Consider the following 21,491-nt stretch of genomic DNA (forward strand, 5'->3'; position numbering starts at 1 on the left):
TGCCCAGGGGCGCATAAAAAAACGGTGATTTTAACCGAGGCCGAGACATGAAAACGACAGGCGCCGTGCATGTAACAGGCTCAGAAACCGGCGATTATAGCAACAAAATCAAGCGCGTGGCAAGTTCGACGTGACATCGGCCGCAGAAGGGCGCCGGCGCTGCGCGCGCTTTTCGGCATCCGTCCGTGCCGGGACACGCAACGTCCGTATAATAAGCGCCCCATGAATCTATTCCGAGCCCTGCTGACGGTCAGCGGCTTCACGCTGCTGTCGCGCGTGACCGGACTGGCCCGCGAGACGCTGATCGCCCGTGCGTTCGGCGCCAGTCAATACACCGACGCGTTCTACGTCGCCTTCCGCATTCCGAACCTGCTGCGCCGCCTGTCCGCCGAAGGCGCGTTCTCGCAGGCGTTCGTGCCGATCCTCGCCGAGTTCAAGAACCAGCAGGGGCACGATGCGACCAAAGCGCTCGTCGACGCGATGTCGACCGTGCTCGCGTGGGCACTCGCCGTGCTGTCGGTCCTCGGGATCGCCGGCGCATCGTGGGTCGTGTTCGCGGTCGCGTCGGGCCTGCATACCGACGGGCAGGCGTTCCCGCTCGCGGTCACGATGACGCGCATCATGTTCCCGTACATCGTGTTCATCTCGCTGACGACGCTCGCGTCCGGCGTGCTCAACACGTACAAGAGCTTCTCGCTGCCCGCGTTCGCGCCGGTGCTGCTGAACGTCGCGTTCATCGCCGCGGCCGTGTTCGTCGCGCCGCACCTGAAGGTGCCGGTGTTCGCGCTCGCATGGGCCGTGATCGTGGGCGGCGTGCTGCAGTTCGCCGTGCAGCTGCCGGGTCTGAAGAAGATCGACATGGTGCCGCTGATCGGCCTGAACCCGCTGCGCGCGCTGCGTCATCGCGGCGTGAAGCGCGTGCTCGCAAAGATGGTGCCCGCGACGTTCGCTGTGTCGGTCGCGCAGCTGTCGCTGATCATCAACACCAACATCGCGTCGCGGCTCGGGCAGGGCGCGGTGTCGTGGATCAACTACGCGGATCGCCTGATGGAGTTCCCGACCGCGCTGCTCGGCGTCGCGCTCGGCACGATCCTGCTGCCGAGCCTGTCGAAGGCGCACGTCGATGCCGACACGCACGAGTATTCGGCGCTGCTCGACTGGGGGCTGCGCGTCACGTTCCTGCTCGCGGCGCCGAGCGCGCTCGCGCTGTTCTTCTTCGCGACGCCGCTCACCGCGACGCTCTTCAACTACGGCAAGTTCGACGCGCATACCGTGACGATGGTCGCGCGCGCGCTCGCGACCTACGGGATCGGCCTCGTCGGCATCATCCTGATCAAGATCCTCGCGCCGGGCTTCTATGCGAAGCAGGACATCAAGACGCCGGTGAAGATCGCGATCGGCGTGCTGATCGTCACGCAGATCTCGAACTACGTGTTCGTGCCGCTGATCGGCCACGCGGGCCTCACGCTGAGCATCGGCGTCGGCGCGTGCCTGAACTCGCTGCTGCTGTTCCTCGGGCTGCGCAAGCGCGGCATCTACCAGCCGTCGCCGGGCTGGCTGCGCTTCTTCGTGCAGCTCGTCGGCGCGGCGCTCGTGCTCGCGGGCCTGATGCACTGGTGCGCGATCAGCTTCGACTGGACCGGCATGCGCGCGCAGCCGCTCGATCGCATTGCATTGATGGCCGCGTGCCTCGTGCTGTTCGCTGCACTATATTTCGGTATGTTGTGGGTGATGGGCTTCAAATACGCTTACTTCAGAAGGCGCGCCAAGTGACGACCGCAATGACCCGCGTCCTCGACTACTTCAGCACGCTCGTGGCGGACGACGACAGTCTGCCCGTCACGGAAACCGCGCTGTCGCTCGCGCAGGACGCCTATCCCGACCTCGATCTGCAGGGCACGCTGGCCGAGCTCGACATGCTGGCCGCGCGGCTGCGCCGCCGGCTTGCCGATGATGCGGCCCTGAAGGACCGCGTCGCCGCGCTGAACGAGTTCTTCTTCCGCGAACTCGGCTTCGCGTGCAATCACAACGATTACTACGACCCCGATAACAGCCATCTGAACGCGGTGCTGAAGCGCCGCCGCGGGATTCCGATCTCGTTGTCGGTGCTGTATCTGGAGCTCGCCGAGCAGATCGGCGTGCCCGCGCGCGGCGTGTCGTTTCCCGGCCACTTCCTGCTGCGCGTGACGCTGCCGGACGGCGACCTGATCATCGACCCGACCAACGGCCATTCGCTGTCCGAAGCGGAGATGGTCGAGATGCTCGAGCCGTACGTCGCGCGGGCGGCGGGCGCGGTCGACAGCGCGTTGCGCGCGCTGCTGCAGCCGGCCACGAGCCGCGAGATCATCGCGCGGATGCTGCGCAACCTGAAGACGATCTATCTGCAGACGGAACGCTGGCAGCGGCTGCTCGCGGTGCAGCAGCGGCTCGTGATCCTGCTGCCGGAACAGCTCGACGAAGTGCGCGACCGCGGCTTCGCGTATGCGCGGCTCGATTACCTGCGCCCGGCGCTCGAGGATCTCGAGCAGTATCTCGGCGAGCGGCCCGATGCGGAAGACGCGACCGTCGTCGAATCGCAGGTGACCGAATTGCGGCAGCGGATGCAGCGCGACGGCGAGGACTGACGCATCCGCACGCTCGCGTGACGCCGCAACATCGAAAACGCCCGCATCGCGGGCGTTTTTCGTTTGCAGTTGTTTGCACTTATTTGGGTTGCATCCGGATCGCGCCGTCGAGGCGGATCACTTCGCCGTTGAGCATCGGGTTCTCGACGATCTGCCGCACCAGCAGCGCGTATTCGTCCGGTTTGCCGAGCCGCGGCGGGAACGGCACCATCGCGCCGAGCGCGTCCTGCACGTCCTTCGGCATGCCGAGCAGCATCGGCGTCTCGAACAGCCCGGGCGCGATCGTCATCACGCGGATGCCGCTGCGTGCGAGGTCGCGTGCGATCGGCAGCGTCATACCCGCGACGCCGGCCTTCGACGCCGCATACGCGGCCTGGCCGATCTGCCCGTCGTAGGCCGCGACCGACGCGGTGCTGACGATCACGCCGCGCTCGCCGCCGTCGTTCGGCGTGGTCGCGGCCATCGCGGCGGCCGCGAGCCGGATCATGTTGAAGGTGCCGACGAGATTCACGTTGATGGTCTTCGCGAACACGTCGAGCGGATGCGCGCCGTCCTTGCCGACGGTCTTCGCGGCGGGCGCGATGCCCGCGCAGTTCACGAGGCCGCGCAGCGTGCCGGCGCGCGTCGCGGCAGCGACGGCCGCCTGCGCGTCGGCCTCGCTCGACACGTCGCAGCGCACGAATGCGCCGCCCAGCTCGGCCGCGAGCGCCGCGCCGGCCGCTTCGTTCAGGTCGGCGAGCACGACCTTGCCGCCGGCTTGCGCGAGCATGCGGGCCGTTCCTGCGCCGAGGCCCGATGCGCCGCCCGTGATCAGAAAGACGTTGCCGCGAATCTCCATCACTGTCTCCTTGGTTGGGTCCGATGCCGGTCGATCGGTCGATCGGCGCGGTGCGTCGTGTCACGGCGCACACGCATTCGATCGATTGTACGGGGCGGTGCCCTGTGCCGGCGATAGCGGCACGGTCGTGCGAATCCGCGCCGCACGAAACGGATCGGGCGGACGAAAAAAAGCCGCCCGGAAAGGGCGGCTTGCGGGTGCACGACGCGGTGCGCCGGTGCTTACTTCAGTGCGTCGAACGCACGCTCGCGGATTTCGTCGACGCTGCCGAGGCCCGAGATCTTGCGATACTGCGGCGCCTTCAGACCGTTTTCCTCGCCGCGCTGCGCCCAGTCGCCGTAGTACGTGATCAGCGGCTTGGTTTGCGCTTCGTACACTTCGAGACGCTTCTTGACGGTTTCTTCCTTGTCGTCGTCGCGCTGGATCAGCGGTTCGCCCGTCACGTCGTCCTTGCCCTCGACCTTCGGCGGGTTGAACTTCACGTGGTACGTGCGGCCCGATGCCGGGTGCGTGCGACGACCGCTCATGCGCTCGACGATTTCCGAGAACGGGACGTCGATTTCGAGCACGTAGTCGATCGCGACGCCGGCTTCCTTCATCGCGTCAGCCTGCGCGATCGTGCGCGGGAAGCCGTCGAACAGGTAACCGTTCGCGCAGTCGGCTTCCTTCAGGCGCTCCTTCACGAGGCCGATGATCAGCGCGTCCGGCACGAGCTTGCCGGCGTCCATGTAGCCCTTCGCCTCGACGCCGAGCGGCGAGCCGGCCTTGACGGCCGCGCGCAGCATGTCGCCCGTCGAGATCTGCGGGATCCCGAACTTTTCCTTGATGAAGTTTGCCTGGGTGCCCTTTCCCGCGCCGGGCGCGCCCAACAGGATCAAACGCATGGTGATATCTCCGGTATGTAGATTCGTCTGGCGAGACGCAAAAGCGTCGGCGACAGCGTGCGCGGGGCTTGCCTGGCGCGCGGCGCACCGGTCTGACGCGGCGCGCGGCGGAAAGCGGCGCGCGGCTGCCGGAGCGGGCCGTGGCGGGGTCAAGCGAGAACGCGCCGGTCGCGGACGGCTCGCACAATCGCCTGATTATGCCACGGGTTATTTTGAACCCGGCCGAAAAAGGGCCTGCACGCGTGCGAGATCGGCCGGCGTGTCGATGCCGGCTTCGGGCGCGTGCTCGGTGATCCGCACCGCGATGCGCTCGCCATGCCACATCGCGCGCAGCTGTTCGAGCTGCTCGGCCTGCTCGATCGGCGCCTGCGCGAGCGACGGATAGGTGCGCAGGAAACGCGCGCGATACGCGTAGAGGCCGATATGGCGATAAACCGGAAACGCCGGCGCCGGCATCGACGCGACGTCGGGCCAGTGCGGCTGGTACGCGTCGCGGCTCCACGGAATCGGCGCACGCGAGAAGTACATCGCGACGTTGCGCACGTCGAGCGCGACCTTCACGATGTTCGGGTTGAACACGTCGGCCGCGTCGTGGATCGGGTGCGCGGCGGTCGCGATCGCGCAGTCCGGATGCGCGGCGAGGTGCGACGCTACGTCGCGCACCAGCGCCGGGTCGATCAGCGGTTCGTCGCCCTGCACGTTGACGACGACGGTGTCGTCGCTCCACCCGAACGTCGCGGCGACTTCCGCGAGCCGGTCGGTGCCGGACGGATGATCGGCGCGCGTGAGCACCGCGTCGAAGCCGTGTTCGCGCGCCGCGTCGAGCACGCTCTGCGCGTCGGACGCGACGAGCACCTGCTGCGCACCCGCTTCGCGCGCGCGCTCGGCGACGCGCACGACCATCGGCTTGCCGCCGAGATCGGCGAGCGGCTTGTTCGGCAGGCGCGTCGACGCGAGCCGGGCAGGAATGACGGCGATGAAGGGCTGCGGATGAGTCATCGGGACTGGGCGTGAGAAGGGCTGGGGCGGGCGGTGCGGCGAAGGCGGCCCGCCCGGCAGGGTGCGGCACGCGGCTGCGGAGAACCGCGGCCGTGTGCCGGTGCAGCGGCGTTCAGCTGGCCGGGCCGGCCGGGTCGACCGGCGTGCCTTCGACGGTCTGGCGCGCTTCGTCGACGAGCATCACGGGGATGCCGTCGCGGATCGGGTAGGCGAGCTTGTCCGCGTTGCAGATCAGCTCCTGCGCGGCGCGGTCATGGTGGAGCGGGCCTTTGCAGATAGGGCACACAAGGATTTCAAGCAGGCGAGCGTCCACGGAGTTTCTCCACAACGAGGGCAATGAGGCGAGGATCGAGCGCGGCTTCGACGGGGACGACCCACAGCCGAGCGTCGCGCCAGGAAGCGCCCAATTTTACTGCATCCTTCTCGGTGATCAGGATCGCATCGACCGCGTCGTCGACGAACGGATTGTCGGCGAACGCGTAATGGTCGGGCAGCGCGCGCGTCGCGGGCGCGAGGCCGGCCGCGCGCAGCGTCGCGAAGAAGCGTTCCGGCGCGCCGATGCCCGCCGCGGCGAGCACGCGCTCGTTCGCGAACTGCGACAGCGGGCGGCGCAGCGCCGGCTGGTCGAGGTGCCACGCGGCGCCCGGCGTCAGCGCGAGCGCGTACGTGTCGGGCCATGGCGGCAGCGCGCCGCTGTACGGATCGTTGACGAGCGTCGCGTCGCGGTGGCGCGACAGCGGCTCGCGCAGCGGGCCCGCGGGCAGCAGGAAACCGTTGCCGCCGAGCCGGTGGTCGAACACGACGAGCTCGACCGTGCGCGCGAGGCGGTAGTGCTGCAGACCATCGTCGCTGACGATCACGTCGACGTCCGGATGCGCGGCGCGCAGCGCCTGCGCGGCCGCGACGCGGTCCGGGCACACCCACACCGGCGCACCGGTGCGGCGTGCGATCAGCAGCGGCTCGTCGCCGGCGGCGCTCGCGCGCGACGCGGGGGTGACCGCGGTCGGTGCCTTCACGTTCGCGCCATAACCGCGCGACACGACGCCCGGCGTGAAGCCGGCCGCCCGCAGCGCATCGACGAGCGCGATCACGGTCGGCGTCTTGCCGGTGCCGCCGACGGTCACGTTGCCAACCACGACGACGGGCACGCCGACGTCGACCGGCTGCTTCCAGCCTTGCGCATACGCGGTGCGGCGCAGCGCCGCGCACAGGCCGAACACGCACGCGAACGGCGTCAGTGCCCAGGCGAGCGCGCCGCGTCGCTGCCATTCGCGCGTGAGCCGCGCTTCGAGCCGCGCGAGCGGGCCGCCGGGCGCGCTCATCGGGCCGGGCGCGGCGCGTCGGGCGCCGCGGCGTGGGACGGATTCGTCAACACGGATTCTCCGTTGGGCGGCACCTGCCGCAAGGTCTTCGGAAGGCGGCACTCTAGCGCGCCGCACGCGGGCGCGGCAAGCGGGGCCAGGTCGGATACCCGGCGGGGACGGATCGGCAAGGTTGTGGATAACTCTGTGAAAAACTGCCCGCCCGTGCGCGCCGAACGCCCGCCCGGTGGGCATCGAATCGGAGACGAAGCAAACCGTAAGGTTTAAAAATTCATTGGAATCAATGCGTTATAACAAATCGTCTGGTTTTTCCCGCGGTTTTCAACGGTTTTTGCTGGACGATTGCCAGCGTGTGGACACATTCCGGACGGCGCGACGCGGACGGTCGGCGCTGGACGCCGCACGCATGTCGGACTATCGTGTCGCCGCCAGCATTCATTCGACCGCCCATGCTTTCCGACTCTCCTTTTTCCGCTCCCGGCGCGACCCGCGGCGGCGACGAAGTGATTCCCGTTTCGGCGCTCAATCGCGCGATTTCGACAATGCTCGAGCGCTCGTTTCCGCTGCTGTGGATCGCGGGCGAAGTGTCGAACTTCACGCGCGCCGCGAGCGGTCACTGGTATTTCTCGATCAAGGACCAGCAGGCGCAGATGCGCTGCGTGATGTTCCGCGGCCGCGCTCAGTATGCGGAATTCACGCCGCGCGAAGGCGACCGGATCGAGGTGCGCGCGGTCGTCACGATGTACGAGCCGCGCGGCGAAGTGCAGCTCAATGTCGAGGCCGTGCGGCGCACGGGCCAGGGGCGGCTGTACGAGGCGTTCCTGCGCCTGAAGGCGCAACTCGAGGCCGAAGGGCTGTTCGCGCCGGAACGCAAGCGGCCGCTGCCGGCCCATCCGCGCGCGATCGGCATCGTCACGTCGCTGCAGGCCGCCGCGCTGCGCGACGTGGTGACCACGCTCGCGCGCCGCGCGCCGCACATCCCGGTGATCGTCTATCCGGCGCCCGTACAGGGGGCAGCCTCGGCCGAGAAGCTCGTCGCGGCCGTGCAGACCGCGAATGCGCGGCGCGAGGTCGACGTGCTGCTCGTCTGTCGCGGCGGCGGGTCGATCGAGGATCTGTGGTCGTTCAACGACGAAGCGCTCGCGCGTGCGATCGCGGCGAGCGAACTGCCGGTCGTCAGCGGCGTCGGCCACGAAACCGATTTCACGATCGCGGACTTCGCGGCCGACCTGCGCGCGCCGACGCCGACCGGTGCAGCGGAACTCGCGAGCCCGCAGCGCGCGCTGCTGCTGCGGGAGGTCGCCGATCGTCAGCGTGCGCTGGCGCGCAGCCTGGAGCGCGGGCTCGAGCAGCGTGCGCAGCAGCTCGACTGGCTCGCGCGCCGGCTCGTCAGCCCGGACGAACGGCTGAAGCGCCAGCGCGTCCATGTCGAGCAGCTGGCCGTGCGGCTCGCGTCGGCGGCGTCGCGGCCGGTGCGCGACGCGCGCGCGCGTTTCGCGCTCGCGCAATTGCGCTGGCAGCGCGCGCGGCCCGATCCGGCGCAGGCGCGCCATGCGCTGGCCGGGCTGTCGCAACGGCTCGCGGTCGCGCTGCAGCGCCGGCACGAGCGCGACACCGCGCGGGTGTCGGCCTGCGCGGCGCGGCTCGAGGTGCTGAGCCCGCAACGCACGCTCGAGCGCGGCTACGCGGCGCTGATCGATACGCAGACGGGCCGTGCAGTGCGCGCGCCGAACGCGCTGAAGCCGCAGCGCCGGCTGACCGTGCATCTGGCCGAGGGTTCGGCCGACGTGTCGCTCGCCGACGTGCAGCCGCGGCTGACCGATACGATCTGACGAGAACGGCGTAAGCGAAACGAAGGTCGCGCGCCCGGCAGCCCGGATCGGCGCGGCGTGCCGCACGCGGGAACGGATGCTGCGCGCCGCCGTCTCGTCCTGTCGGGTGAAGCGCGAGCGCCGGTTTTCTGCATACCGCGGATAAATGCCCGTGAGTTTGCGGGGATATTCGGACTCGCCTACAATCGGACGCTCGGCAGCATTCAACACAGCCTCCCTACATACTCAACGAAGGAATCGCCATGGCTCATACGCTCCCGCCGCTCCCGTACGCTGAAGACGCACTCGCGCCGACCATCTCGAAAGAGACGATCGAGTACCACTACGGCAAGCATCACCAGGCTTATGTGACGAACCTGAACAATCTGATCCCGGGCACGGAATTCGAAAACCTGCCGCTGGAAGAGATCATCAAGAAGTCGTCGGGCGGCATCTTCAACAACGCCGCGCAAATCTGGAACCACACGTTCTTCTGGAACAGCCTGTCGCCGAACGGCGGCGGCGCACCGTCGGGCGCGCTCGGCGACGCGATCAACGCGAAGTGGGGTTCGTACGACGCGTTCAAGGAAGCGTTCACGAAGGCCGCAGTCGGCACGTTCGGTTCGGGCTGGGCATGGCTCGTGAAGAAGGCCGACGGTTCGCTCGACATCGTGTCGACGAGCAACGCCGCCACGCCGCTGACGACGGCCGACAAGCCGCTGCTGACGATCGACGTGTGGGAACACGCTTACTACATCGACTACCGCAACGCACGTCCGAAGTTCGTCGAAGCGTTCTGGAACATCGTGAACTGGGACTTCGCCGCGAAGAACTTCGCGTAAGTCCATGCGCGCTGCGCGCCGATGCGGCGCGCGGCACGTCAGGAAAAGCCCTCGTTGCGAGGGCTTTTTTGTTTTTCGCCCGGCGCGGCGACGTTCGCCCGCTCACGCGATCATCGTCGACGCCCATCCGAGCGCCGCACTGGCGATCACCAGGGCCCATGGCGGCACGCGCCAGAACACGAGCGCGACGAAGGCGACGAGCGCCGCCGCGAAATCGCGCGGCACGACGACCGTCTCGCTCCACACCGGGTGATAGAGCGCGGCGAGCAGCAGCCCGACGACGGCCGCGTTCACGCCCGCGAGCGCGGCCTGCATGCGCGTGCTGCGGCGCAGGCGTTCCCAGAACGGCGCGGTGCCCGCGACGAGCAGGAACGACGGCGCGAAGATCGACACGAGCGCGATCGTGCCGCCGAGCCAGCCGTCCGGCGCATCGCGCAGCGACGCACCGAGGAACGCCGAGAACGTGAAGAGCGGCCCCGGCACGGCCTGCGCGATACCGTAGCCGGCGAGGAACGCCGACTCGCCGACCCAGCCCGGCGCGACGACGGCGGCCTGCAGCAGCGGCAGTACCACGTGCCCGCCGCCGAACACGAGCGCACCGGTGCGGAAGAACGCGTCGACCACGGCCAGCGTGTGCGAATGAAGCGCAACTGCGGCGATCGGCAGCACGGCGATCAGCACGGCGAACAGCGCGAGCCACAGCACGCCAGCGCGGTGCGACACATGCAGCGGCAACGGATCGTGCGCGTCGCGCTCGGGCTGCGGCAACAGCACGAGACCGGCTGCACCGGCCGCGACGATCACGACGACCTGCAGCCATGCGGCCGGCACGAGCAGCGCGATGCAGGCCGCGATCGCCATCAGCGTCACGCGGCGCGCATCCGGGCACAGCGTGCGCGCCATGCCCCACACCGCCTGCGCGATCACCGCGACCGACACGATCCGCAGCCCGTGCAGCGCGCCGGCCGCGACCGGCATGCCCGTGGCATGCACGCCGAGCGCGAACAGCATCATCAGCAGCGCCGACGGCAGCGTGAAGCCGAGCCACGCGGCGAACATTCCCGCGTAGCCCGCGCGCGACAGCCCGATCGCCATTCCGACCTGGCTGCTCGCCGGCCCCGGCAGGAACTGGCACAGCCCGACGAGGTCCGCATACGCGCGTTCGGTCAGCCAGCCGCGCCGCGTGACGAATGCATCGCGGAAATAGCCGAGATGCGCGACGGGGCCGCCGAACGACGTGAGACCGAGCCGCAGGAACGCGACGAACACGGGCCACGCGTGGCGGGAAGGGGCGGTGATGGTCGAGGTGTTCAAGTTGCGTGGACGGGGACAGGGTGTGGAACAAGCGGGCGAGCCGCCACGATACCGCGATGCGAAGGCGGCGCAAATGTGGCGTGGCGGTGTCGGCGCGCGATCGATGCGCGATCGGTGCGGACGCGTCAGCTCGTGCCGTCCGCCAGCCCGCTCGCACGGCGCAGCGCGTCGACGTCGACGAGCTCGATCTCGCCGACGTGCAAGCGCACGACGCCGTCGGCCTGCAGCGCCTTCAGCAGCTGGTTGGTGGTCTGCCGCGTCAGCGACAGCATCGCCGCGAGCTTTTCCTGCGACAGCCGGATATGCGTGCGCCCGGCGCTGATCCCGCCGTAGCCTTCGGCGATCATCAGCAGCCGCGCGGCGAGCCGCTGCGCGGCCGGCATCACGCTCATCGATTCGACGGTCAGGAAGCTGAGGCGCAGCTTTTGCGCCATCAACAGCGCGAACTGCCGCCAGTATTGCGGCGTCGCGTCGAGCATCGCGAGCAGCGCGGCCTGCGGCACGTGCAGCAGCAGCGTGTCGTCGAGCGCGATTGCGTCGTGCGTGCGCGGCTGGCCGTCGAACAGCGCGATCTCGCCGAACCACGTGACGGGCTCGGCCACCGTCAGCAGCGCTTCCTTGCCCTGCGGATCGACCGCGCCTATCGTCAGGGAACCGGCCAGCACCGCATACAGCCCGCACGGCGGGTCGCCACGCCGGAACAGCGCGTGGCCGGCCGGCAGGCGCCGCAGCGCCGCGCGCGCGAGCAGGTCGTCGCGCAACGCGGCCGGCAGCGCGGCGAACCACGGGTTCGCTTCGAGCTGCGGCAGGTAGGGGGCGAACGGCGACGGCATGGACATGCGATGTCGGGTAGCTGACAGAGGTTCTCGGGCTTGACGCGCATCATAGCGCGCGATGATCGTTCAGGAGACGCCATGAAGACGCTCGAAGACCACCTTTCGCAGTACGCGGCCTACCATCGCGACGCGCGCAACATCGCGACGCATCTGGTCGGCATCCCGATGATCGTGTTCGCGGTGGAGGTGCTGCTGTCGCGGCCGGCGCTCGGCACACTGGCCGGCGTCGCGCTGTCGCCGGCGCTCGTGCTCGCCGTCGCGTTCGCGGTGTTCTACCTGCGGCTCGACCTGCGCTTCGGCGTCGTGATGACCATGCTGTTCGCGCTCGGGCTGTGGGCCGCGCAGACGCTCGCTCGGTTGCCGACCGCGCAATGGCTCGGGATCGGCATCGGCGCGTTCGTGGTCGGCTGGATCGTGCAGTTCGTCGGGCACTGGTTCGAGGGGCGCAAGCCCGCGTTCGTCGACGATCTGATCGGCCTGATGGTCGGGCCGCTGTTCGTCGTCGCCGAAGTCGCGTTCTTCGCGGGCCTGCGCGGCGACGTGCGCCGCGAAGTCGAGCGGCGCGCGGGGCCGGTGCACGGCGGCGCGCATTCGCATGTCTGATGCGCGGGCCGCGCCGGTCTGCGCGTTCCGCGCGGGCGCGGTCGGCTGCCATCCCGGCGGCCGGCTCGCGGCTCGTGCTCATCGCGGTGAAGTCGGCCACACATGACGCGTCGGCACGGCTTGCCTGTGTGCTGCGCCCGCGCCCGCGCCCGCGCACGCGGCACGCCCGCGACGAACGAACGGCGCGGAAGCACGCACCGCTCACCACACCACGCGCGATGCGCAACGGCTAAGATGCGGGGTGCATCACACGATCGGACGCTTACGCGGAGCAATCGCCATGGTGGATCGCCCGACTCTCGACGCCTACGAAGCCCATGCCGCGCAATACGCGCAGGACTGGCTCGACCAGGCCGCCCCCGACGACATGTATGCGCTGCTCGAGCAGCATTTCTCGCCCGGGCCGACGGCCGACGTCGGCTGCGGTGCGGGGCGCGACACCGCGTGGCTTGCCTCGCAGGGGTTCGACGTGCGCGGCTACGACGCAAGCCCGGCGCTACTCGCCGAGGCGCGCTTGCGGCATCCGTCGCTGTCGTTCGAGCTGGCCGCATTGCCGGCACTTGCCGGCGTGCCGTCCGGCGCGTTCCGGAACGTGTTGTGCGAGACGGTCGTGATGCACCTCGAGCAGGCCGATGCGGCCGCGGCGGCTGCCCGGCTCGCCGCGCTGCTGATGCCTGGCGGCACGCTGTACCTGAGCTGGCGCGTCGCTGGCACCGGCACGCTGCGCGACGAGCGCGGCCGCTTGTACACGCCGCTCGATTCGGCGCGCATGCATGCGGCGCTTGGCGCCGGCATCCGCGTGATCGACGAGCACGAGGTGGTCAGTGCGGCGTCCGGCAAGCGCGTGCACCGGCTGATCGTGCGCCGCGCCGACGGCGCCGATGGCGTTGCATGAGCGCGGCGCGCCGCTTCACTCGCGGTTGAGCGCCGCTTCCCAGTTGATGTCCACGCACAGCACCTGCATGCCGGTCGCGGCCGGCGCGGCGATCGACGCGGTCACGCACAGGTGCGCCTCGTTGATCGACAGGTACGGCGGCGTCAGATGCACGCGGCCCGGCGCGCGCATTGCGTGGATGAAGTAGGGGCGGCGCTCCCAGCTCGCGCCTTCCGAATGCAGCAGCGGCCGGAAGCGCTTCGCCCGCTGCGAGACGCTGCCGCGCGCGAGCACGTTGTCGCCGATCTGGCGGCCCGACGCATCGAGCAGGAAGCAGCGCGCGGTTTCCGGCAAGCCGAGCACCGCGCCGGCCGCGTCGATCAGCGTTTCGCCGGCCGCGAGCTTCTGGCTCGCTTCTTCCAGCGCGGCGACATACGGCGCGAGCCGTTCGGCCTGCGTGCGCTCGCGCTGCGCGACGCGCAGCCGCAACGCGGCCGACAGCGTATCCATGCAGCCCGCCGCAGCCTGCGGTTGCACGGGGTCGACGCTCGGCCCCGCGAAGTATTGCCCCTGCACGAAATCGACGTCGCATTCGAGCGCGATCAGCGCGTCGCGCTCGGTCGCAAGTCCGCCCATCAGCACGAGCTGGCCGGATTCGTGCAGCAGCGACACGAGCCCCGGCAGCACGCGTTCCAGATGCGAGTGCTCGCTCGCCTGCGCGAGGATCCCGCGGTCGAGCGTGACGATGTCGGGGTGCAGATGCCACACGCGATCGATGTTCGAATGCTTCGCGCCGAAGCCGCCGAGCGCGATCAGGAAGCCGGCCTTGCGCAGTCCGTCGACGATCGCCGCATAGCGCGGCGTTTCGCCGCCCGCCTGCTCGGGCACCTCCAGCACCACGCGATGCGGCGGCAGGCCGAGCGCCTTCAGGTTCGCGAGCAGCGCGTCGCCGTAGATGGTGTCCATCAGCGCGGCCGGATGCAGGCTCAGGAAGAGCCATTCGTCGTGGCTGTCGAACGCATGGAAGTTGCCGAGATGCAGCGATTCGGCGAGCCGGCCGAGCTCGAGCAGGTCGCCGCGCCGCGCCGCCTGCGTGAACACCTCGTGCGACGCGACCTGGCGGCTGTCCTCGTCGTGCGCGCGCAGCGACGCGTGATAGCCGATCGCGCGGCGGTGCGACACCGAGAAAACGGGCTGGAACACGCTGAACACGGTGTACGCGCCGTACAGCACGGTGCGCCGCTTGCCGTCGTCGCCGGCGACGGGGCGGGGCGGCTGGAAGCCGGGGGGATCGATGTCGATCATGCTCATGATGTCGGCCGAAGGAAGACTGCCAGTTTACCTACAGAATAGGACAGCAAGAAGCATGCACGGCGTCGCATCCCGTGCGGCGGCCTGCCGCGGGCGGCGGCTTGCGCGCCGGGCCGCGCGCCTGCACCGACATGGTGCGCGACGCGCCGCCGTGGCGACCGCACCGGCGCGTTGCGCGCACGTTACGTGCATCGGGCGCTCAGGCGCTCAAGCGCGTTCGGACGGATCCGTCTTGTGCTGCGCGCGGCCGCGGATCTCGGGCGCGAGCTGCGCGAAGATCCACGCGGAAGCGGCCGTGATGATCCCGACGCAGACGAACGTCGCATGGAACGCGGGCAGCGTGTTGCTCGGCGTCACCGTGCGCAGCATCCCGGTGAAGGTGGCGAGCAGCGCGCCGGCAACCGTCACGCCGAGGCTCATCGACAGCATCTGCACGAGCGAGAACAGGCTGTTGCCGCTGCTCGCGCCGCCGGTGCCGAGATCCTTCAGCGTCAGCGTGTTCATCGCGGTGAACTGCATCGAGTTGAACCCGCCGAACAGCGCGAGATGAACGACCTTCACCCACACCGGCACCGTATCGCGCATCAGCGCGAAGCTGGCCATCATCACGCCGACCATGATCGTGTTCGCGAGCAGCACGTTGCGGTAGCCGTGCCGCGTGATCAGGTGCGTGATGATCCGCTTCGAGAACATCCCGGCCGCCGCGACCGGCAGCATCATCAGGCCGGCCTCGAACGCCGAGTAGCCGAGGCTCACCTGCAGCAGCAGCGGGATCAGGTACGGCATCGCGCCGCTGCCGATCCGCGCGAACAGGTTGCCGAGCAGCCCGACGCTGAACGTGTGGATCTTGAACAGCTCGAGCGAGAAGATCGGCTGCGGCGCGCGCACCGCGTACAGCCCGTACGCGACGAAGCACGCGAGGCTCAGGATCAGCAGCACGAGCACGGCCGCGTGCTGCATTCCGAGATCGGCAAGGCCGTCGAGCGACAGCGAGATCGCGACCATCCCGATCGTCAGCAACAGGTAGCCCTTGATGTCGAAGCGGCCGACGGCCGGGTTGCGCGAATCGGGCATCGAGTAGAACGTCGCGACGCAGCCGGCGATGCCGACCGGCACGTTGATCAGGAAGATCCAGTGCCACGATGCGATCTTCACGAGCCAGCCGCCGAGCGTCGGCCCGATCAGCGGGCCGATCAGCCCGGGAATCGCGACGAACGACAGCGCGCTCAGGTAGCGTTCGGCCGGGAACGTGCGCAGCACGGCGAGCCGGCCGACCGGCAGCAGCATCGCGCCGCCGACGCCCTGTACGACGCGGAACGCGACGAGCTGCTGCAGCGTATGCGCGTTCGCGCACAGCAGCGAGCCGAGCGAGAACACCAGGATCGCGCTGAAGAACACGCGCCGCGTGCCGAACGTGTCGGCGAGCCAGCCCGACACCGGGATCATCACCGCCATCGTCAGCGAGTACGCGATCACGACCGACTGCATCCGCAGCGGCGATTCGCCGAGGCTCACGGCCATCGACGGCAGCGCCGTGTTGACGATCGTCGCATCGAGCGTCTGCATGAAGAAGCCCGTCGCAACGAGCCACAGCATCACGGTGAGGTTCTTTTCGCCGGGAGCGGCGGCGGGCGGGCGTTGGAACATGAAGATGGGGCCGGGGGCGCAAGACAGCCGTCATTGTAGGCAAAGCCGCCGTGCCGCGCAGGATGGGGCCGCCGACCCCGATGCCCGCGCGCGGTATCGGGCGGACGCCCGTGCGCCGGCGGGCCGGTACAGTTCAGCCGAAAGTGCCTGCGGGCGTATCTGTCCGCGTGTTGCCGATGTCCGAAATACTGGCGTCATCGAACCCAAGACCCGGAGGCGGCCATGCGTGAACTGCGACTCTACGAGATGGACGGCAACGAGCCGGCCGGGTGCTGGCGGATCGTCGATCGCACCGCGCTGCAGGTCGCGGACGGCGGCCTGTGGGTGACGGTCGAAGGCCGGCCCGACGATCACTGGCTGCGCGCCGGCGAGTCGCTGGCGCTGGAGCCGCGCATGCGCGTGTGGATCGGCGCGGCGGCGGGCGGCGCGGTGTTCGCGTTCGGCCCGCAGGCGGCGCCCGCCGTGCAGGTGGCGCCCACGGCGTGGCGCCGGCTTGCCGCGTGGCGCGGCGCGCGCGCTCAGGCGGCCGCGTCGCTGCCGACGTAGCGCGCGCGGGGCCGGATCAGCTTGCCGTCCGCATATTGTTCGAGCGCGTGCGCGATCCAGCCCGCGGTGCGGCCGGCCGCGAACAGCGCGAACGCGGCGCCGTCGGGCAGCGCGAGCGCGCGTTGCAGCACCGCGAGCGCGAAATCGATCGTCGGCCGCAGTCCGCTCGCCGCGTCGACGCGCGCGGCGATCGCGCGGGCCGTGCGTAGCGGCGCGCGGTCGGGCAGCACGGCGTGCAGCGCATCGAGCAACGCGCGAGCGCGCGGGTCGCCGTCGGGATAGAGCGGGTGCGCGAAACCGGACAGCAGCGTGCGCGCGCCGCCGGTTCGCTCGTCGTGCGCGAGCCGCAGCGCGAGGTAGCGGTCGAGGTCGGCGGCGCGCGCCGCTTCGTCGAGCAGCGCGCCCGCGCGGAACGTCTCGCCGCCGTGACGCGGGCCCGACAGCGCCGCGAGTCCGCCCGCGACCGCGCCGAACAGATGGGTGCCGGTCGACGCGATGCAGCGCACCGCAAAGGTCGACGGGTTCAGCTCGTGATCGGCGCACAGCACGAGCGCGCGGCGCAGCAGGTCGGCTTCGTCGCGCCGCCGGATGCGCCATGCGGCGGCGAGCTGCCGATGCACGGGTGCGTCGCCGGGCGCGATGCCCGCCAGCGCGGCCGCCGTCACGCGCAGCAGCAGCGCGGCCGTGTCGAACTGCGCATCGCGCTCCTGCGCCCACAGCCGCGGCAGCGACGCGGCCGCGGCGGGCAGCAGCACCAGCGCGCGCTCGAGCGGCGCGAGATGCGTCCAGCGGCGCGCCCAGTCGTCCCACTGCACGGTGTCGAAACCGGCCGCCGCAAGCGACACCGCAGCGAGCCGCGCAGGCGGACAATCCCATAACCGGGCGGCCGTTTGTTCGAGCGTCGCGCTGTTGGCGAGCGCGATCGCATCGACACCGCGGTAGTGCAGGCGACCAGCGGCGATCTGCGTGATCCGCGATTCGAGCACCGGCACGCCCCAGTCGAGCGAGCGCTCGGCGACGCCGCCCGCGCGCTTCGCATCGGCGCGGCGCCGCGCGAGCAGACGCACCTCGTCCGCGTCGTAGCGGCGGCGCTTGCTCGCGCCGTCGGGCAGCGAGCGCAGCAGGCCGCGGCTCACGTATGCGTAAAGGGTGCTCACGCTGACACCGAGAATGCCGGCGGCTTCCGGCGCGCTGAGGGACGTCATGCCGATCGCTCCTGTCGGGGCGCATGAAGCGCGGCCCCGTTACAACTATTCGTTATGTATTGATTCGCGCCATCAAGATTGATCGCGCCTGTCGCGGATTCTAGACTCGATTGCGTCTTCTCAACGGCACGCTCGCACCATGACACCCGAACTCGCATTGACCCGTTTGTGGCAACTCGCGCACGGCGAGCCGGGCGCACTGGCCCGCACGGCCGTGACGGGCCAGGACCCGACGCTGCCGTCGACGTTCCATGTCGGCACGCTAGCCGCGGCGACGATCGCGGCCGCCGGCCTCGCGGCGGCCGAATGTCACCGGCTGCGCACGGGCGTCGCGCAGCGCGTCGACGTGTCGATGCGCGACGCGCTCGTCGCGTTCCGCAGCGAGCGCTACCTGCGTGTGGATGGCGGCGCGCCACCCGAGCCGCGTCATCCGGTGACGGGCTTCTACGACACGCGCGACGGGCGCTGGATCCAGTTGCATGCGAACTTTCCGCATCACCTGCACGGGATTCTCGACGCGCTCGGCTGCGGCCCGCAGCGCGACGACGTTGCCGCGGCGATCCGCACGTGGGACGGCACGGCACTCGATACCGCGCTGGCCGAGGCCGGCCTCTGCGCGGCATTGATCAGAACCCCTGACGAATGGGCCGCGCACGCGCAGGCGCGTGCGCTCGCGTCGCTGCCGCTGTTCGAGATCGAGCGGATCGGCGACGCACCCGTCGAGGCGATCGGCCGCGGCGAGCCGGACCAGCCGCTCGCGGGCGTGCGCGTGCTCGATCTCACGCGCATCATCGCAGGGCCGGTCGCAGGCCGCACGCTCGCGTCGCACGGTGCGCAGACGCTGCTCGTCAACGGAGCGCACCTGCCGAACATCGCGTCGCTCGTGATCGACAACGGGCGCGGCAAGCGCTCGACGTGGATCGACCTGCGCGACGCCGCCGGCGTCGCCGCGCTGCGCGAACTCGCACGCGACGCCGACGTGTTCCTGCAGGCCTATCGCCCGGGCGCGCTCGCCGCGCGCGGGTTCTCGCCACAGGCACTCGCCGAGTTGCGGCCGGGGATCGTATGCGTGTCGGTGTCAGCGTACGGCCATGCGGGGCCGTGGGCGATGCGGCGCGGCTTCGACAGCCTCGTGCAGTCGGCGAGCGGCATCGCGTGGCAGGAGCAGCAGGCCGCGCAGGCGGACGCGCCGCGCCATCTGCCGTGCCAGGCGCTCGATCATGCGACGGGTTATCTCGCGGCGTTCGGCGCGATGATCGCGCTCGCGCGCCGCGCAACGGAAGGCGGAAGCTGGCATGTGCGGCTGTCGCTCGCGCAGACGGGGCGCTGGCTGCAATCGTTCGGCGTGGTGCCGGGCGGCCTGCGTGCAGCCGATTTCACGCCTGACGACGTGCGCGACCGGCTCGACCGTACGGTGTCGCCGTTCGGCACGATCGACGCCGTGCGGTCGGCCGAATGCCTGTCGGCGACCCCGCCGCGATTCGCGCGCCCGCCCGTGCCGCTCGGCACCGACGCCGCGCGCTGGCTGTAGGCGGCGACTGCGCGGGGCGCGCTACTTGCGCAGTTCGACGACGAAATCGTAGTAGTCGTTGCGGCAGTACGTGTCGGTGAGCTCGATCGCGCGCTGGTCGGCCGTATAGCCGATCCGCGTGATCAGCAGCAGCGCGTCGTGCGGTGCGATGCCCATCTGCTGCGCGATCTCGTCCGTCGCATTCACCGCGCGGAAATGCTGCAGCGCGCGCACGATCGGCGTGCCGCGCGCTTCGAGATAGCTGTACAGCGAACCGCCGATCGCCTGCGGATCGGGAATCAGCGTCGCGGGGAACGTCGAGTTCTCGACGGCCATCACGATGCCGTCCGCGAGGCGCAGGCGTTTCAGCCGTGTAACCGATGCGGCCGGCGACAGGCCGAGCTGGATCACTTCGTCGCGATTCGCCGGCTGGATCTCGCGCTCGAGCCATTGCGAACTCGGCTTGAAGCCGCGCCGCTCGAGCATTTCGCTGAAGCTCGACAGCCGCGACAGCGGATCCTCGTAGCGCGGCTGGATGAAGTTGCCGGCGCCTTGCGTGCGTCGGATCAGCCCTTGCTCGACGAGCAGCGCGATCGCCTTGCGTGCGGTGATGCGCGACACGCCGAGCGCTTCGGACAGCACGCGTTCCGACGGCAGCGCCTCGCCGGCCGCCCAGCGATTGTCGTGGATCGCGTCGCCGAGCTTGCGGGCGAGCTGCAGGTAGAGCGGCGTGTCGTTGTCGGGGTCGGGGCGCAGGTCCTGCCAGCGGTCGTCCGTGGGTGCCTTCATGGAATGGGTATCGATCAGGTTGCCGGCCATTCTAAGTCATCATGCTGCGCCGTTATAGCGGGTTTTTGCCGTGCAATAGGCGGGCAGGGCGCCGATTGACTACACTGGCCCATGCTTCGGCCGCGGTGCGCGGCCACCTATCCGCAGCGAGGAGCGCATGACAGACACGATCGCCACGGTCGTCCTGCCGGACGGCGAGACGATTCCGAAGCTTGGCCTCGGGACCTGGGAAATGGGCGAGCGGCCCGCGCGGCGCGCGGACGAGATCGCCGCATTGCGCGAGGGCATCGCGCTCGGGATGACGCTCGTCGATACCGCCGAGATGTACGGCGACGGCGCGACCGAGGAACTCGTCGGCGAAGCGTTGAGCGGCCTGCGCGACGACGTGTTTCTCGTCAGCAAGGTGTATCCGCATCACGCGAGCCGGCGCGGCGTCGTCGCCGCGTGCGATGCGAGCCTCAAGCGCCTGCGCACCGATCGTGTCGATCTGTATCTGCTGCACTGGCGCGGCTCGGTGCCGCTCGAGGAGACCGTGGAGGGCTTCGAGGCGCTGCGGCGCGCCGGCAAGATCTGCCACTGGGGTGTCAGCAATTTCGACACGGCCGACATGGTCGAGCTCGTCGACGAAGCGGGCGGCGGTGCGTGCGCGACCAATCAGATCCTCTACAACATCGCGCGCCGCGGCGCGGAATTCGACCTGCTGCCGTGGCTCGCCGCTCGCCGGATGCCGGCGATGGCCTACAGCCCGGTGGATCACGGGCGGCTGCCGAAGCGTTCGCCGCTCGATGAAATCGCGCGGCAGCGCGGCGTGTCGGTCACGCGCGTCGCACTTGCGTGGGTGCTTGCGCAGCCGCACGTGTTCGCGATTCCGAAGGCGTCGCGGATCGAACACGTGCGCGACAATCGCGCTGCGCTCGATCTCGTGCTGAGCGATGACGAGCGCGCGCAGCTCGACGGGTACTTCCGTCCGCCGCGCAGCAAGCGCGCGCTCGAAATGCTCTGACAGCACCGGATCACGCGGCGTTTCGATCAGTGGCCGTGGCCGCCGGATGATCCGCCGTTGCCGCCGTTCCCGCCGGCACTGCCGCTACCGTTGCCATTGCCGACGCCGTTGGCGCCACCGTTGCCGGCGCCGCCATTGCCGTTCCCGCTGCCGTTGCCGCCACCGTTGCCGTGACCACCGGTTGCGCCGCCGTTGCCGCCGTGGCCGCCGGCACTGCCGTTACCGTTGCCATTGCCGACGCCGTTGGCCCCGCCGTTTCCAGCGCCGCCATTGCCGTTGCCATTGCCGTTCCCGCCGCCGTTGCCATGACCGCCGGTACCATGACCACCGCCACCGGAACCGCCGCCGGAACCACCGCCGGAACCGCCACCGGAACCGCCACCGGAACCGCCGCCGGAACCGCCGTCGTGACCACCGCCGGAACCACCGCCGGAACCACCGCCGGAACCGCCGCCGTGACCACCGCCGGAACCACCGCCGGAACCTCCGCCGGCACCGCCACCGGAACCGCCACCGGAACCGCCGCCGGAACC

Annotated in this window: 21 protein-coding genes; 9 read left to right on the top strand and 12 right to left on the bottom strand. The window is 69.9% G+C overall.

Features of this window, described 5'->3' with window-relative positions:
* Window positions 1-159: 159 nt before the first annotated feature.
* Together murJ and Q3A80_RS20170 are read left to right on the top strand one after the other, a co-directional pair.
* A complete protein-coding gene (murJ, locus tag Q3A80_RS20165) occupies window positions 160-1,773 on the top strand; it encodes a murein biosynthesis integral membrane protein MurJ (RefSeq protein WP_446330671.1) in 1,614 nt (537 codons plus the stop codon).
* 8 nt (window positions 1,774-1,781) lie between these two features.
* On the top strand, window positions 1,782-2,624 hold the full coding sequence (locus Q3A80_RS20170; RefSeq protein WP_446330652.1) for a SirB1 family protein: 843 nt from the start codon (window positions 1,782-1,784) through the stop codon (window positions 2,622-2,624).
* 79 nt (window positions 2,625-2,703) lie between these two features.
* On the opposite strand, the gene Q3A80_RS20175 is transcribed toward Q3A80_RS20170, so the two are convergent.
* The 5 genes from Q3A80_RS20175 to lpxK all read right to left on the bottom strand — a co-directional run bounded on the left by Q3A80_RS20175 (window position 2,704) and on the right by lpxK (window position 6,667).
* Window positions 2,704-3,462 (bottom strand): SDR family NAD(P)-dependent oxidoreductase, encoded by a 759-nt coding sequence (locus Q3A80_RS20175; RefSeq protein ID WP_446330653.1) that lies wholly within the window; start codon window positions 3,460-3,462, stop codon window positions 2,704-2,706.
* 221 nt (window positions 3,463-3,683) lie between these two features.
* Complete coding sequence (gene adk / locus Q3A80_RS20180; protein WP_446330654.1) at window positions 3,684-4,346, bottom strand: adenylate kinase; 663 nt, start codon at window positions 4,344-4,346, stop codon at window positions 3,684-3,686.
* Window positions 4,347-4,553: 207 nt separating this feature from the next.
* Window positions 4,554-5,345, bottom strand: coding sequence for a 3-deoxy-manno-octulosonate cytidylyltransferase (kdsB, locus tag Q3A80_RS20185; RefSeq protein WP_446330655.1), 792 nt, complete (start codon window positions 5,343-5,345; stop codon window positions 4,554-4,556).
* A gap of 112 nt (window positions 5,346-5,457) precedes the next feature.
* Window positions 5,458-5,658 (bottom strand): Trm112 family protein, encoded by a 201-nt coding sequence (locus tag Q3A80_RS20190; RefSeq protein WP_040141600.1) that lies wholly within the window; start codon window positions 5,656-5,658, stop codon window positions 5,458-5,460.
* Window positions 5,639-6,667, bottom strand: coding sequence for a tetraacyldisaccharide 4'-kinase (gene lpxK / locus Q3A80_RS20195; RefSeq protein WP_446330656.1), 1,029 nt, complete (start codon window positions 6,665-6,667; stop codon window positions 5,639-5,641). Before lpxK ends, Q3A80_RS20190 begins: the two co-directional genes overlap by 20 nt.
* Before the next feature lie 449 nt (window positions 6,668-7,116).
* Between lpxK and xseA the strand changes: the two genes are divergently transcribed.
* Both xseA and sodB read left to right on the top strand, forming a co-directional pair.
* Window positions 7,117-8,499: an exodeoxyribonuclease VII large subunit gene (gene xseA, locus Q3A80_RS20200; RefSeq protein WP_446330657.1), complete on the top strand. Its 1,383-nt coding sequence runs from the start codon at window positions 7,117-7,119 to the stop codon at window positions 8,497-8,499.
* A gap of 242 nt (window positions 8,500-8,741) precedes the next feature.
* On the top strand, window positions 8,742-9,320 hold the full coding sequence (gene sodB, locus Q3A80_RS20205; protein WP_059578375.1) for a superoxide dismutase [Fe]: 579 nt from the start codon (window positions 8,742-8,744) through the stop codon (window positions 9,318-9,320).
* A 102-nt stretch (window positions 9,321-9,422) separates the two neighbouring features.
* Here sodB and chrA read toward each other — a convergent pair whose 3' ends face one another.
* A complete protein-coding gene (chrA, locus tag Q3A80_RS20210) occupies window positions 9,423-10,634 on the bottom strand; it encodes a chromate efflux transporter (protein ID WP_446330658.1) in 1,212 nt (403 codons plus the stop codon).
* Window positions 10,635-10,759: 125 nt separating this feature from the next.
* The gene (locus Q3A80_RS20215) at window positions 10,760-11,467 is read right to left on the bottom strand and encodes a Crp/Fnr family transcriptional regulator (RefSeq protein ID WP_446330672.1); all 708 of its coding nucleotides are present in this window, start codon (window positions 11,465-11,467) and stop codon (window positions 10,760-10,762) included.
* An 81-nt stretch (window positions 11,468-11,548) separates the two neighbouring features.
* Between Q3A80_RS20215 and Q3A80_RS20220 the strand changes: the two genes are divergently transcribed.
* Together Q3A80_RS20220 and Q3A80_RS20225 are read left to right on the top strand one after the other, a co-directional pair.
* Window positions 11,549-12,073 (top strand): Mpo1 family 2-hydroxy fatty acid dioxygenase, encoded by a 525-nt coding sequence (locus Q3A80_RS20220; RefSeq protein WP_446330659.1) that lies wholly within the window; start codon window positions 11,549-11,551, stop codon window positions 12,071-12,073.
* Between the two features lie 280 nt (window positions 12,074-12,353).
* Window positions 12,354-12,968, top strand: a complete 615-nt coding sequence (locus tag Q3A80_RS20225; protein WP_446330660.1) for a class I SAM-dependent methyltransferase — start codon at window positions 12,354-12,356, stop codon at window positions 12,966-12,968.
* Between the two features lie 15 nt (window positions 12,969-12,983).
* Here Q3A80_RS20225 and Q3A80_RS20230 read toward each other — a convergent pair whose 3' ends face one another.
* Both Q3A80_RS20230 and mdtD read right to left on the bottom strand, forming a co-directional pair.
* A complete protein-coding gene (locus Q3A80_RS20230) occupies window positions 12,984-14,258 on the bottom strand; it encodes an EAL domain-containing protein (protein ID WP_446330661.1) in 1,275 nt (424 codons plus the stop codon).
* Between the two features lie 207 nt (window positions 14,259-14,465).
* Complete coding sequence (mdtD, locus tag Q3A80_RS20235; RefSeq protein ID WP_446330662.1) at window positions 14,466-15,905, bottom strand: multidrug transporter subunit MdtD; 1,440 nt, start codon at window positions 15,903-15,905, stop codon at window positions 14,466-14,468.
* Between the two features lie 222 nt (window positions 15,906-16,127).
* Here mdtD and Q3A80_RS20240 point away from each other — a divergent pair, with 222 nt between their 5' ends.
* Complete coding sequence (locus Q3A80_RS20240) at window positions 16,128-16,451, top strand: DUF2917 domain-containing protein (RefSeq protein WP_446330663.1); 324 nt, start codon at window positions 16,128-16,130, stop codon at window positions 16,449-16,451.
* Here Q3A80_RS20240 and Q3A80_RS20245 read toward each other — a convergent pair.
* A complete protein-coding gene (locus tag Q3A80_RS20245) occupies window positions 16,424-17,656 on the bottom strand; it encodes a citrate/2-methylcitrate synthase (RefSeq protein ID WP_446330664.1) in 1,233 nt (410 codons plus the stop codon). The two genes, Q3A80_RS20240 and Q3A80_RS20245, sit on opposite strands and share 28 nt — an antisense overlap.
* Before the next feature lie 139 nt (window positions 17,657-17,795).
* On the opposite strand from Q3A80_RS20245, the gene Q3A80_RS20250 reads away from it, so the two are divergent.
* Window positions 17,796-19,187: a CoA transferase gene (locus Q3A80_RS20250; RefSeq protein WP_446330665.1), complete on the top strand. Its 1,392-nt coding sequence runs from the start codon at window positions 17,796-17,798 to the stop codon at window positions 19,185-19,187.
* 21 nt (window positions 19,188-19,208) lie between these two features.
* Here the strand turns inward: Q3A80_RS20250 and Q3A80_RS20255 are convergent, their stop codons facing one another.
* On the bottom strand, window positions 19,209-19,955 hold the full coding sequence (locus Q3A80_RS20255) for a GntR family transcriptional regulator (RefSeq protein WP_124499819.1): 747 nt from the start codon (window positions 19,953-19,955) through the stop codon (window positions 19,209-19,211).
* A gap of 157 nt (window positions 19,956-20,112) precedes the next feature.
* Between Q3A80_RS20255 and Q3A80_RS20260 the strand changes: the two genes are divergently transcribed.
* Window positions 20,113-20,958: an aldo/keto reductase gene (locus tag Q3A80_RS20260; RefSeq protein ID WP_446330666.1), complete on the top strand. Its 846-nt coding sequence runs from the start codon at window positions 20,113-20,115 to the stop codon at window positions 20,956-20,958.
* A 26-nt stretch (window positions 20,959-20,984) separates the two neighbouring features.
* Here Q3A80_RS20260 and Q3A80_RS20265 read toward each other — a convergent pair.
* On the bottom strand, window positions 20,985-21,491 hold a 507-nt coding region (locus tag Q3A80_RS20265), incomplete at its 5' end, for a hypothetical protein (protein WP_446330667.1).

The organism is Burkholderia sp. SR8 (genome assembly GCF_052851275.1).